The sequence below is a fragment of the Alkalicoccus urumqiensis genome (genome assembly GCF_002993335.1).
GTDB classification, from domain to species: Bacteria; Bacillota; Bacilli; order Bacillales; family Salisediminibacteriaceae; genus Alkalicoccus; species Alkalicoccus urumqiensis.
Genome location: NZ_PVNS01000010.1, coordinates 116,642 through 129,845 on the forward strand (window position 1 = coordinate 116,642; position 13,204 = coordinate 129,845).

Here is a 13,204-nt window from a genome sequence, read left to right on the forward strand (position 1 = left end):
GTGCTAACAGGAGGGGATGAACGATGCTGACAGAACGCCAGCTCGCGATCTTAAAAGCGATTGTCGATGACTATATTGTTCATGCTGAACCCGTTGGCTCCCGTACAATTTCTAAAAGGAATGATATGGCTTTCAGTCCGGCAACGATCCGGAATGAGATGTCGGATCTCGAAGAGCTCGGGTTTCTTGAGAAACCTCACAGTTCTGCCGGGAGAATCCCTTCACAGAAAGGATACAGGTATTACGTAGACCACCTGCTTTCTCCTTCGAAATTGTCCAGCCGGGATATGGCAGACATCCATTCACGGCTTGCGCTTCAGTTCCGGGAATCGGAGCAGGTGATTCAGCAGTCAGCCAAAGTGCTCTCCCAGCTTACCTCGTATACTTCGATCGTTCTCGGTCCGGAAGTATTCGAGTCCCGGCTGTCCCAGATTCAGCTTATTCCGATCTCCGGCGATCAGGCAGTTATGATTATCGTGACCGATTCCGGCCACGTTGAAAATCAGACGGTCCACTTTCCGGAATCGGTATCGGCCCAGGATGTGGAGCGTGTTGTCAATATACTGAATGACCGGCTCCGCGGTGTGCCGATCTACCGGCTGCAGCAGAAACTTTCTCAGGAAATTGCGGATGTGCTGAAGAAGTACGTAACGAAGTATGAGACGATGCTTCACACCATTGGTCAGGTTTTCGCTGACCAGCAGCAGGAAAAAGTATATTACGGCGGAAAAACGAATATCTTAAGCCAGCCGGAGTTTCACGACGTTGACCGCGTCCGCAGTATTCTGAATCTGTTTGAGGAAGATGCGCTGATTTCCAGGCTCATCCGTTCAGAAGATGAAGGGTTGACGATCCGGATCGGAGCAGAAAATGATTTTGAACCATTTTCCGATTTATCCATCGTCACTGCGACATATACACTGGAAGGTAAATACGTCGGCACGATCGGTCTGCTTGGACCAACACGGATGGAATATCCGCGCGTGATCAGCTTAATGGATTACTTTGCAAAAGATATGACACAGATGCTCAGCCGCAGACAGTCGGACTGATCAGTTCAAGGAGGTGAATGTTCGTGGCAGATAAGGAAAACAACGTATCCCCGGAAGAACAGGAAGAGGTTGAAACGGTGGAAGCCGAAGAGGTGAAAATCGTCGATTCTGATTCCGGGGAACAAACAGAAGAAGAGGCAAGTCCTGAAAGTTCAGAAGCAGCAGACTCCGAGCTTGAGAAGAAAGTTCAGGAGGCGCAGGACCGGGTTCTGCGGATTCAGGCTGATTATGACAACTTCCGCCGCCGCACCCGTCAGGAAAAAGAGGCGGCAGCTAAATATAAATCACAGCAGCTCGCTGAGAGTCTCCTGCCCGCGCTTGATAACTTTGAGCGGGCACTGAACATGGAGCCGGAATCGGAAGAAGCGAAGAACCTTTATCAGGGCATGAAAATGGTCCATCAGCAGATGCTGGAAGCTCTCCGCTCGGAAGGCGTAGAGCCGATGGAGGTAAAAGGACAGGAATTCGACCCGCACCTGCATGAAGCCGTTATGCAGGTGGAGGAAGAAGGCTTTGACAGCAATGTAGTTGTAGAAGAGCTGCAGAAAGGCTACATGCTTAAAGACAAAGTCATCCGTCCAGCAATGGTTAAAGTAAATGGATAAATTTATAGAAGCAGTGAAGGAGGAGTTCAATCATGAGTAAAGTAATCGGTATCGACCTTGGTACAACGAATTCATGTGTTGCCGTTATGGAAGGCGGCGAAGCAACAGTTATTACAAACGCAGAAGGTGCCCGCACTACGCCGTCCGTCGTTTCATTTAAAGACGGCGAACGCCAGGTGGGTGAAGTGGCAAAGCGTCAGATGATCACGAACCCGAATACAATCACTTCAATTAAACGCCACATGGGTACAGACTATAAAGTAGAAGCAGAAGGCAAAACGTACACACCTCAGGAAATTTCCGCTATCACGCTGCAGAAACTGAAGTCCGATGCGGAAGCATACCTCGGGGAAACGGTCACGAAGGCAGTTATCACTGTGCCTGCCTACTTCAATGATTCCCAGCGTCAGGCAACAAAAGATGCAGGTAAAATCGCAGGCCTTGAAGTAGAGCGGATCGTCAATGAGCCGACAGCAGCAGCGCTTGCCTACGGTCTGGATAAAGAAGAGGATCAGACGATTCTCGTTTATGACCTCGGCGGCGGTACGTTTGACGTGTCGATTCTGGAACTTGGCGATGGCTTCTTTGAAGTAAAATCAACGTCCGGCGACAACAAACTCGGCGGAGATGATTTTGACCAGGTCATCATTGATCACCTTGTAAATGAATTCAAAAAAGAGAACGGCATTGATCTGAGCCAGGATAAAATGGCCCTTCAGCGTCTGAAAGATGCTGCAGAAAAAGCGAAAAAAGATCTCTCCGGTGTGACACAGACGCAGATCAGCCTTCCATTTATTACGGCAGATCAGTCTGGTCCGAAGCACCTGGAGCTGAACTTGACGCGTGCAAAATTTGAAGATCTTTCCTCCCAGCTTGTGGAGAAGACGATGGAGCCGACACGCCGTGCACTGAAGGACGCAGGTCTTTCTGCAGGAGAAGTTGACAAAGTAGTTCTCGTCGGCGGTTCCACACGGATTCCAGCGGTTCAGGAAGCAATCAAGAAAGTTACCGGCAAAGACCCTCACAAAGGTGTAAACCCGGATGAGGTTGTAGCACTCGGTGCAGCAATTCAGGCAGGTGTTTTGACAGGGGATGTCAAAGACGTTGTTCTTCTGGACGTCACACCACTTTCGCTCGGAATCGAAACGATGGGCGGCGTATTTACAAAGCTGATCGAACGCAACACGACGATTCCGACGTCGAAATCGCAGACATTCTCCACCGCTGCAGATAACCAGCCTTCGGTTGATATTCATGTGCTGCAGGGTGAGCGTGAAATGGCAGCAGACAACAAAACACTCGGCCGTTTCCAGCTGGCTGATATTCCACCGGCACCACGCGGTGTACCACAGATCGAAGTAACGTTTGATATCGATGCGAACGGTATTGTAAATGTCGGCGCGAAAGATCTGGGCACGAATAAAGAACAGTCGATTACGATCACGTCGAGCTCCGGCCTGTCCGATGAGGAAGTCGAGCAGATGGTAAAAGATGCAGAGGAAAATGCTGAAGCGGACAAGCAGCGCCGTGAAGAAGTCGACCTCCGTAACGAAGCTGATCAGCTCGTCTTTACTACTGAAAAAACGCTTAAAGACCTCGAGGATAACGTGGATGCAGAAGAGAAAGAAAAAGCAGAGGCTGCAAAAGAAAAACTGAAATCCGCGCTTGAAGGAGAAGACCTTGAAGCGATCCGTACGGCGAAAGACGAGCTGCAGGAAATAGTTACGCAGCTTACGACGAAGCTGTATGAGCAGGCAGCTCAGCAGCAGGCTGACGGTGCTCAGGACAGTGCACAGCCGGAAGATGATGTTGTCGATGCCGATTATGAAGAAGTAAACGACGACGAAAAGAAAGAATAAACAAGACCAGCGCCGGAAGGACAAGACTTCACTCTTTCCAACCAGCGGCTTGCATACGCATGAGGAGCGCCGGTCCGGCCGCCGCGGCAGTGAACCGCGGCTCCGGACTGCACACCCCATGCGTTTTGCTGTGTTTTATGATGATGAATGGAAAAAAAGCGCAGACTGAAAAGACGATGATCTGATGCAGAATCATGCAGCCGGAGCCGTGTATTCTTTTGATCTGCGCTTTTTTTCTGAGAAACAATCGACATGCCGGCCGGAAGGAAATCCGCTTTACGGCACCGGTACCAGGTGATAACATTGTCGTTATGAGTAAACTCGGGAGTGGTAAATGATGAGCAAGCGAGACTATTATGACGTATTAGGCGTCGAAAAAGGCGCAGATGAGCAGGAAATAAAAAAAGCATACCGGAAACTTGCACGAAAATACCATCCGGACGTAAATAAAGAAGCAGATGCAGAAGAGAAATTCAAAGAGGTCAAAGAAGCATACGATACGCTTTCTGACGGCCAGAAGCGTGCCCATTATGATCAGTTCGGCCATGCCGATCCGAACCAGGGATTCGGGGGAGCCGGAGCGGGTGACTTCGGCGGCTTCAGCGATATTTTTGATATGTTCTTCGGCGGCGGCCGGCAGCGTGATCCAAATGCTCCGCGTCAGGGGCAGGATCTGCAGTACACCATGATACTCGAATTTAAAGAAGCCGTATTTGGTAAAGAGACAGAGATTGAAATTCCGCGTGAAGAGAACTGCGAAACGTGCGGAGGCGACGGTGCAAAGCCGGGTACGAGCCCGGAAACCTGTTCGAAATGCGGCGGTGCCGGCCAGTTGAACGTGGAGCAGAATACGCCGTTCGGTCGCGTAGTGAACCGCCGTGTATGTGATCAGTGTGATGGTACAGGCCAGACGGTGAAAGATAAATGCCGCACGTGCGGCGGACGCGGAAAAATCAAAAAACGCAAAAAAATCAGCGTCACCATTCCAGCAGGTGTCGACACCGGACAGCAGCTCCGTGTACCGGGACAGGGTGAGCCCGGAATTAACGGAGGGCCTCCAGGAGACCTGTTCGTTGTGTTTAACGTAAAAGAACATGAATTTTTCCAGCGTGACGGGGACGATATCTTCTGTGAAATGCCGATTACGTTTGTTCAGGCTGCGCTCGGCGATGAGGTGGAAGTGCCGACATTGAACGGAAAAGTGAAACTGAAAGTGCCCGCAGGAACGCAGAGCGGCACCCATTTCCGTCTGCGCGGCAAAGGCGCCCCGAACGTGCGCGGTGCCGGACAGGGTGACCAGCATATTCAAATGCGTATCGTCACACCGAAAAAGCTGACGGACCGTCAGAAAGAGCTTCTCCGCGAATTCAACGAAGAAGGCGGAAGTGATATGCCGGATGAGCAGAGCCAGAACTTCTTTGCGAAAGTAAAGCGCGCATTTAAAAACTTTGGTGAATAAAAAGGAGCTGAACGATTCGTGAAGTGGTCGGAAATCAGTATTCATACGACGCAGGAAGCAGTCGAGCCTGTCAGTCATATTCTGCATGAAGCCGGCGCGGGCGGCGTGGTCATTGAAGACCGCGCCGATTTCCTGCGTGAGAGGGAAAATGTGTATGGAGAAATATATGACCTGTCCGCCGATGATTATCCGGATGCGGGAGTACTTATTAAAGCCTATCTGCCAGTGAACAGCTTTCTCGGTGATGCTGTGGAGGAAATCCGCCAATCTGTGAAGCAGCTGAAGCAGTACGGTATTGATGCCGGCTCCGGCAGTGTCTCGATCTCGGAAGTGGATGAAGAAGAGTGGGCCACCGCGTGGAAAAAGTATTATAAACCGGCGAAAATCGGCAGCAGGATCACGATCTCGCCAAGCTGGGAATTGTATACACCTGTACGGGACGAAGAAATTGTAGTAGAGCTGGATCCCGGCATGGCGTTCGGGACAGGCACGCATCCGACCACTGTGCTCTGCATTCAGGCACTGGAAAAGGAAACGGGCGACGGCATCCGTATGCTTGATGTAGGTACCGGCTCCGGGGTTCTGGCGATTGCAGCGGCAAAACTGGGCGCAGCACAAGTTGATGCAGTGGATCTGGACGATGTTGCTGTGAAAAGTGCAGAGGAGAATGTCGCAATCAACAACGAAGAGTCCCGTATCACGGTTCACCACGGAAACCTTCTTGAGAATGCGGCAGAAGGCTATGACCTGATTGCCGCCAACATTCTGGCTGAAGTCATTACCGGTATGACACACGATGCCTTCCGTGCTCTCCGGCCGGGCGGAAAGCTGATCGTTTCAGGAATTATCGAGACAAAGCGGGAGCTCGTCAAAGATGCACTGCTTGAAGCAGGCTTAGTCATTGAGTCCATTACAGAAATGGAAGACTGGGTGGCCATCACGTCACGCCGGCCGGTGGAGGAGAACTGATGCAGCGTTATTTTATTGACACCGCTGACTTTTCCCGCGGAACGGTTCCGCTGCCTGAAGACGTGCAGCACCATGTGAACCGGGTTATGCGGATGGAGGAGGGAGACTCCTTCATTCTCTGCAGCGGAGGAACCTGTGTCGAGGCAGAACTTCTTTCTGAAAACGAAGCACAAGTGAAAGGACTGCTGGAGAATGATCCGGAGCTGCCGGTATCGGTAACGATTGCTCACGGACTTCCGAAAGCCGATAAACTGGAACTCGTCATTCAAAAAGGCACCGAGCTTGGAGCGGATGCTTTTTTTCCTTTTGAAGCCTCACGGTCGGTCGTCCGTCTTGACGAGAAAAAAGCCGTGAAGAAACAGGAACGCTGGCAGAAAATTGCCCGTGAAGCAGCCGAGCAGTCCCACCGGAGCAGGGTGCCGTATGTGTTTCAGCTGCAGTCAAAAAATGCGCTCATTCAACGACTGCAGGAAGCAGATTATGGTATCATAGCCTATGAGGAAAATGCGAAGTCAGGGGATCACGAGGGGCTCCACCGCTTTTTGGAAACAGTGGAGCCGGGGGCAGACGTTGTCATCGTACTTGGACCGGAAGGCGGACTGACGCCGGAAGAAGCAGAAGCATTCTCTCCCTATGCAGCGCCGGTTTCCCTCGGTCCGAGAATTCTCCGGACAGAAACAGCGCCGCTGTATCTTCTTTCTGTCTTCAGCTATTATTTTGAGTTAATGAGGTGACCCATATGAAGAAAGTAGCGTTTCATACGCTTGGGTGCAAAGTAAACCATTACGAAACGGAAGCGATCTGGCAGCTGTTTAAGCAGGACGGCTATGAAAAATCATCCTTTGATGAAACGGCGGATGTCTACGTGATCAATACGTGCACCGTGACGAACACCGGTGATAAAAAGAGCCGTCAGGTGATCCGCCGGGCCATCCGGAAAAATCCGGATGCGGTTATCTGTGTAACAGGGTGCTACGCGCAGACGTCCCCGGCTGAAATCATGGCGATCCCGGGTGTGGATGTCGTTGTCGGCACGCAGGACAGACATAAAATGATTCCGTACATTGAAGAATTCCGTGAGAGCCGTGAGCCGATCAACGGCGTCGGTAACATTATGAAAACAAGGGTGTATGAAGAGCTGGATGTTCCGGCATTCACTGACCGCACACGTGCTTCCTTAAAAATTCAGGAAGGGTGCAACAATTTCTGCACCTTCTGTATTATTCCGTGGGCGCGCGGGCTGATGCGTTCCCGGGACCCGGAAGAAGTGCTCCGCCAGGCAGAGCAGCTTGTGGAGGCAGGATATAAAGAAATCGTGCTTACCGGTATTCATACAGGCGGGTACGGAGAAGATATGAAAGACTATTCTCTCGCGCGGCTGTTAACAGATCTGGAAACGATTGATGGATTGAAACGTATCCGCATCTCGTCGATAGAAGGCAGTCAGATTACAGATGATGTTATTCAAGTAATCGACCGTTCAGAAAAAATTGTCCGGCACCTTCACGTACCGATGCAGTCCGGCTCGGATACGGTGTTAAAACGGATGCGCCGCAAATATACAATGGCGTTTTATAAAGAGCGTGTAGAACGGCTGAAGCTTGCGCTTCCGGGACTTGCGGTAACATCAGATGTTATCGTCGGTTTTCCTGGAGAGACAGAAGAAGAGTTTGCTGAAACGTATCAGGCAGTGCAGGACATCGGCTTTTCCGAACTCCACGTCTTTCCTTATTCGAAACGTACGGGAACGCCCGCTGCGCGGATGGATGATCAGGTTGAGGATGAAATCAAGCATGCACGTGTGCGCCGGCTTATTGCCCTTTCGGATCAACAGGCGAAAGAATATGCTGCGAAGCACGAAGGCACTCTGCTTGAAATGATTCCTGAGGAGGAAGACAAAGAAGAAGAAGGCCTCCTCGTCGGCTATACCGATAACTACATGAAAGTGAAAGTGAAGCTGGATGCTTCCTATATCGGCAGTATCGTGGAAGTGCATATTGATGAAGCGGGTTATCCTTACAACCGCGGATCCTATGTGCGTACGGTCTCACGGGAGAAAGCAGAAGCACTGTAAATCAGACGTTGACCATTACACAATCATTCGCTATAATTGAAAAAGACATGTTTTCCGCATGTCGATTGGTTGTCCGGAGGGAGGGATACAGAATGGCAGAAACACGAGTTCGCAAAAATGAGAACCTGGATGCTGCTCTTCGTCGTTTCAAGAAAACGATGTCTAAAGAAGGGACTCTAGCGGAGGTGCGTAAGCGTAAGCATTACGAAAAGCCGAGCATCCGCCGTAAGAAAAAGTCCGAAGAAGCCCGTAAGCGCAAGTTCTAAGGAGAGGATTGCCGTGTCGTTACCACTTCTTGATCAGTTAAATCAGGATATGAAGCAGGCGATGAAGCAGAAAGAAAAGCAGCGCCTGCAGGTCATTCGTTCTGTGAAGAACGCCATCCAGAATGAACAGATCAACGCCGGTCACGAGCTCTCTGATGAAGAAGCGCTAACCGTGCTGAACAGGGAAATGAAACAGCGCCGCGAATCCCTCCAGGAATTTGACAAGGCTGGACGCCAGGATCTTGTCGACAAGACACAGGCGGAAATCGACGTGCTGAAAGACTATCTGCCCGAGCAGCTCTCGGAAGAAGAGCTGCAGCAGATAGTAAACGAGACGATTGCAGAAACCGGCGCATCCGGAAAATCGGATATGGGCCGCGTTATGGGAGCAGTCATGCCAAAGGTAAAAGGCCGGGCAGACGGTTCCGACGTACGTCGTCTTGTACAGCAGTCCTTGTAACAACATGAAGCCGCCCCCTATTTGGGGGCGGTTTTTTTGCTATTAAGAATGTATAAAATCTAAAAGCTTTTTTACTTAGGTATGCCAAGGGCTGCAGCATTTCAAACCGTTGTTACATCCATAGTTACTTTCTGTTGAAGGAGCTTCTCCGCTACTCGGCAGAAGCTTGCCGTGGGCTTGTCTTCCAGCCGGGCGCTATCTGCACGGCTGTATAGCATGAGCGGAGCCGGCCTATGGTTTGAGCCGCAGGGCAGCGAACTTCTGCCATGCGGCGCGGCCGCGCGGAGCCATGCTTCTTCAATTGAAGCATTGTCCAGCTGCAGCACCCGCTCGCTCGAGGTTCCTTCACCCCTGCCGAAGAAAGCAAAGAGCAGCTTTCGTCGGCAGGGCCTCCAGGACTGGTCGCTCGTAAGCAGGGCGCTTCCGCTTTTCAGATTCCCCCCGGAACGCGCACGGCTGCAGGTGCAGGCAGAAAGCGGGAACCTATTCAATAAACTTCCCTTTTTTTATTAATACATATTAAATGCACAATGCCCTGAGAGAAGTGAAGATCGAATTCCCTGCATATATTCAGCTGTAAACGGGAATCACTTTGATAACCCCGTAAAGAGGAGGTTCTACTGTATGGAACGAGAAACGTATTATGTTATCTGGGAATCGGGCACCTCACTGCAGCTTTCTCCGATTCTTCCTGACTCCCAGCTGATTCACTATTCCGTTGATGTGAACGAACGGGAACGCCTGCAGCTGGAAGCACTGATGAACGATGTGGATGAAGGAGACGTTATGCCTGAGCACGTCTTTCAATCCCCGTTTGACGAAACGAAAGATGAACGTGATAAAATGCGCCTTGGCGAAAAAGAAGATGATCTGTTTCACTTAATTTACCGCTATGGAACAGAGCGGACAAAACGCCGGCTTCAGGAACTGTACGATGAAAACGACAGCCGTCAATCCGGTTCATCGGGACAGGTGCCGGGCAACAGTGACTATTTGTAGAATGGTTTACAAACAAAAGATACGGTGATGCCACAGAGGGAATTGTCCTTCTGTGGTTTTTTTCATTTCCATCTGCGGAAAAATCAAGAATCGTGAAACTTTCCGTACCCCTCTCTCGTACCGTATAATACAGGTAAACAGGAAAGGGGGACGTCGTTGATGAAGCAGGTTCGTGTCCTCATTTACTTTATTTTGATGGCTGCCGGGATTTTTATGCTTCTTCCGGCAGGCGCTGCAGATACACACAACTCTGTTGTTTATACAGTGCCCGTGGAAGAAACGGTGGAGCGGGGACTGTCGGCATTTTTGGAACGTGCGGTGGAAGAAGCGGAAGAAGCCGGTGCGGATCATATTATTTTCGAAATGAATACGCCCGGGGGGCGGGTGGATGCTGCCGGTGACATCGCCAGAACCATCCGAGAATCAGAAATTGATACGACTGCTTTTGTCGTCCAGGAAGCATTGTCAGCAGGTGCCTATATTTCACTGAATGCGGATCAGATCATTATGGAACCAGGAACAGAGATGGGCTCTGCCCAGGTCATTGACGGTTCAGGCAATGCGGCAGAAACGAAAGCACAGTCTGCCTGGCTTGCCAACATGAGAAATGCCGCTTCGCAGAATGACCGGGATCCGGTCTATGCAGAAGCGATGGCAGATCCTTCCGTTGTCATTGAGGAATTGAATGTCGGAGAAGGAGAACTTTTGACGCTGACCGCAGCAGAAGCAGAGGAGGTCGGCTATGCAGAAGCCGTTCTTGATTCGCGGGAGGAGGTTCTTTCTTTTCTGGGACTGGAAGATGCTGAGGTCGTTGAATTTGAATTAAGTCCTGCGGAACAGATCGCAAGGATCGTCACCCATCCTGTGATTATTCCCATTCTGCTTTCGATTGGAGGGCTGGGGCTCGTACTGGAGCTCTATTCACCTGGGTTCGGCATTCCGGGGATTCTTGGAGCCGGTTCGCTGTTTCTCTTTTTCTTCGGCCATACCGTAGCTGGTTTTGCAGGCTGGGAAGCGCTCATTTTATTCATTGTGGGGGCCGGACTTCTCGCGCTCGAAGTGTTTTCGCCGAGTTTTGGTATCTTCGGAATTCTCGGCATTGGCGCTGTGCTGACAAGTCTGATCCTGAGCTCGTTTTCCACGGTCAATATTCTCATCTCTTTCGTTGTTGCGCTGCTCGTGACAATTGCCGGAATGGTGCTGTTGATGAAGTACGCCGACAGAGCCGGACCGATGAAGCGGGTTGTGCTTCAGGATGCGACAACGAGCGAGCAGGGATATCTGTCCAATGAAACCCGTACCGATCTGGATGGGGCGGAGGGCACTGCAGTTACTGTACTGAGGCCGGCAGGAACCGGTCAGTTCGGCGAAGAACGCCTTGACGTGGTATCCGAGGGAGGATATATTGAACAAGGCAGGAAAATTAAGGTGATCTCATCCCGGGGATCGCGGGTTGTTGTACGGGAAATCGATTAAATTAAAGGAGGAAGAACGACATTATGACAGATCAAATCGGTATTTACATTCTTATCGGCGTCATTCTGATTGCGGTTGTGGTTCTATTCACTTTCGTTCCAGTGGCGCTTTGGATTTCCGCCTGGGCTGCAGGCGTTAAAGTCGGTATTTTCCAGCTTGTCGGTATGCGTCTGCGGAGAGTTATCCCGCACCGTGTCGTCAATCCGCTGATTAAAGCGGTAAAAGCAGGACTGGATATCAACACGAACAAACTGGAAGGGCATTACCTGGCAGGAGGTAACGTGGACCGTGTGGTCAACGCGCTGATCGCCGCGCAGCGCGCCAATATTGACCTCACATTTGAACGCTGTGCCGCTATTGACCTTGCAGGACGTGACGTACTTGAAGCCGTTCAGATGAGCGTTAACCCGAAAGTTATTGAAACGCCGTTCATCGCCGGTGTAGCGATGGATGGTATTGAAGTAAAAGCAAAAGCACGTATTACGGTGCGCGCGAACATTGACCGCCTCGTCGGTGGTGCCGGGGAAGACACTGTTATTGCCCGGGTCGGCGAAGGTATTGTATCGACCATCGGTTCCGCTAAAAACCATAAAGAAGTGCTTGAGAATCCGGATATGATTTCCCAGACTGTACTTAAAAAGGGTCTGGATGCCGGTACGGCATTTGAAATTCTCTCCATTGATATTGCGGATATTGACATCGGTAAGAACATCGGTGCCGGTCTCCAGACGGATCAGGCAGAGGCAGATAAGAAAATTGCCCAGGCGAAAGCCGAAGAGCGCCGTGCTATGGCCGTTGCTCAGGAGCAGGAAATGAAAGCCCGTGTCGAAGAGATGCGCGCGAAAGTGGTCGAGGCAGAAGCCGAAGTACCATTGGCTATGTCTGAAGCTCTCCGTTCCGGAAACCTCGGAGTGATGGATTACCTGAATTTCAACAACGTAAAGGCAGATACGGATATGCGTGATTCCATCGGCCGTGCCACCCGTGGGGACGAGGATGACGAAGAACAAGGTACAATCACACCGCGGCCGCCGCAGCGCTGATGATTGAGCCTGGAAAGGGGCGTTTGTGATGACTGGATTTATTTCACTGCTCCTGGACTCACCGTTTTTCCTGTTTCTCATTCTCGCAGCCGTTTTCAGCTTTATACAGTCACGGCTTCGTTCGGAGGAGCCGGACCCCGGCGGGAGCCGGCAGCCGCAGGAATCTTCCTCGTCTCCGGATCAGGGGGAGAAAGACTTCGACTGGCGTGATCTCCTTTTTGAGACGGAGGAAGAGAAAGACAGAGAACAACGGAATACTTCTGCTCCAGAGATTGAACCTTCCAGGGCGCAGCAGGAGCTGGAAGAACGGTATGAAGCAGTTCAGCGCCGGAAGAAAGAAGCGGAAAAACAGACCGCCAAGAGGGATACGTCTCCGATCACCCGCGGGGATATTACCCGCTCCGACGGTGTGGATCTGGATTTCCGATCCATGAAAAAAGATGATATTGTGAAAGGCTTTGTCTGGTCGGAAGTGTTAAGCAAACCGAAGTCCAGGCGTTAACCGCCTAAGCGCCTTTTTCCGGTGATCCGGGAAAAGGCGCTTTTCTTAACTAATACCAATGTATATAATTCGAAGCTTCTTCCAAGCAGGTGTGCCAAGGGATACGGCAATTCAAACCGCTGTTACATACACCGTTTGTCTCTATTGATGGAGCTTCTACGCTCCTCGGCAGAAGCCTGCGTGGGCTTGTCTTTCAGCCGGGCGGTATTTGCGCGGCTGGAGCCCCCGCTCTGGTTTCTTCACCCCTGCCGAAGAAAGCGAAAATCTGCTTTCGCCGGCAGGGCTTCCAGGACGGCTCGCTCGTGACCAGGGCGCTTCCGTTTTTCAGATTCCCTTCAGAACGGGTACGGCTGCAGATGCAGGCAGGAAGCGGGAATCTATACAGCAAATCTCACTTTTCTTTTAGGGTCGGTCGATTTATCTTATAAAGTCATCGGCTA

14 protein-coding genes are annotated in these 13,204 nt (G+C 51.0%); 13 read left to right on the forward strand and 1 reads right to left on the reverse strand.

Annotated features, from left to right (window positions below; all coding sequences use genetic code 11):
* The first annotated feature begins 23 nt into the window (after positions 1-23).
* The 9 genes from hrcA (at position 24) to C6I21_RS11640 (ending at position 8,744) form a co-directional block, all read left to right on the forward strand.
* Positions 24-1,052, forward strand: coding sequence for a heat-inducible transcriptional repressor HrcA (gene hrcA / locus C6I21_RS11600; protein ID WP_105959647.1), 1,029 nt, complete (start codon positions 24-26; stop codon positions 1,050-1,052).
* Positions 1,053-1,069: 17 nt separating this feature from the next.
* Positions 1,070-1,657 carry a nucleotide exchange factor GrpE gene (gene grpE / locus C6I21_RS11605; protein ID WP_105959648.1) on the forward strand — a complete coding sequence of 196 codons (588 nt, stop codon included), beginning with the start codon at positions 1,070-1,072 and terminating at the stop codon, positions 1,655-1,657.
* Between the two features lie 32 nt (positions 1,658-1,689).
* A complete protein-coding gene (gene dnaK / locus C6I21_RS11610; protein WP_105959649.1) occupies positions 1,690-3,516 on the forward strand; it encodes a molecular chaperone DnaK in 1,827 nt (608 codons plus the stop codon).
* Between the two features lie 337 nt (positions 3,517-3,853).
* Positions 3,854-4,975, forward strand: coding sequence for a molecular chaperone DnaJ (gene dnaJ / locus C6I21_RS11615; protein ID WP_105959650.1), 1,122 nt, complete (start codon positions 3,854-3,856; stop codon positions 4,973-4,975).
* Between the two features lie 18 nt (positions 4,976-4,993).
* On the forward strand, positions 4,994-5,944 hold the full coding sequence (prmA, locus tag C6I21_RS11620; protein ID WP_105959651.1) for a 50S ribosomal protein L11 methyltransferase: 951 nt from the start codon (positions 4,994-4,996) through the stop codon (positions 5,942-5,944).
* A complete protein-coding gene (locus C6I21_RS11625; protein ID WP_105959652.1) occupies positions 5,944-6,678 on the forward strand; it encodes a 16S rRNA (uracil(1498)-N(3))-methyltransferase in 735 nt (244 codons plus the stop codon). The genes prmA and C6I21_RS11625 overlap by 1 nt, the downstream gene beginning before the upstream one ends.
* Before the next feature lie 5 nt (positions 6,679-6,683).
* Positions 6,684-8,018 carry a tRNA (N(6)-L-threonylcarbamoyladenosine(37)-C(2))-methylthiotransferase MtaB gene (gene mtaB / locus C6I21_RS11630; protein WP_105959653.1) on the forward strand — a complete coding sequence of 445 codons (1,335 nt, stop codon included), beginning with the start codon at positions 6,684-6,686 and terminating at the stop codon, positions 8,016-8,018.
* 92 nt (positions 8,019-8,110) lie between these two features.
* A complete protein-coding gene (gene rpsU, locus C6I21_RS11635; RefSeq protein WP_105959654.1) occupies positions 8,111-8,284 on the forward strand; it encodes a 30S ribosomal protein S21 in 174 nt (57 codons plus the stop codon).
* 13 nt (positions 8,285-8,297) lie between these two features.
* A complete protein-coding gene (locus C6I21_RS11640; RefSeq protein WP_105959655.1) occupies positions 8,298-8,744 on the forward strand; it encodes a GatB/YqeY domain-containing protein in 447 nt (148 codons plus the stop codon).
* Between the two features lie 101 nt (positions 8,745-8,845).
* Here the strand turns inward: C6I21_RS11640 and C6I21_RS16575 are convergent, their stop codons facing one another.
* On the reverse strand, positions 8,846-9,235 hold the full coding sequence (locus C6I21_RS16575; protein WP_181186225.1) for a hypothetical protein: 390 nt from the start codon (positions 9,233-9,235) through the stop codon (positions 8,846-8,848).
* A gap of 133 nt (positions 9,236-9,368) precedes the next feature.
* On the opposite strand from C6I21_RS16575, the gene C6I21_RS11645 reads away from it, so the two are divergent.
* The 4 genes from C6I21_RS11645 to C6I21_RS11660 all read left to right on the forward strand — a co-directional run bounded on the left by C6I21_RS11645 (position 9,369) and on the right by C6I21_RS11660 (position 12,764).
* Complete coding sequence (locus tag C6I21_RS11645) at positions 9,369-9,743, forward strand: hypothetical protein (RefSeq protein WP_105959656.1); 375 nt, start codon at positions 9,369-9,371, stop codon at positions 9,741-9,743.
* 159 nt (positions 9,744-9,902) lie between these two features.
* The gene (locus C6I21_RS11650; RefSeq protein WP_105959657.1) at positions 9,903-11,219 is read left to right on the forward strand and encodes an NfeD family protein; all 1,317 of its coding nucleotides are present in this window, start codon (positions 9,903-9,905) and stop codon (positions 11,217-11,219) included.
* Positions 11,220-11,242: 23 nt separating this feature from the next.
* On the forward strand, positions 11,243-12,262 hold the full coding sequence (floA, locus tag C6I21_RS11655) for a flotillin-like protein FloA (protein ID WP_105959658.1): 1,020 nt from the start codon (positions 11,243-11,245) through the stop codon (positions 12,260-12,262).
* Positions 12,263-12,290: 28 nt separating this feature from the next.
* Entirely contained in the window at positions 12,291-12,764 is a 474-nt protein-coding gene (locus C6I21_RS11660; RefSeq protein WP_105959659.1) for a hypothetical protein, read from the forward strand.
* The last annotated feature ends 440 nt before the right edge of the window (positions 12,765-13,204 follow it).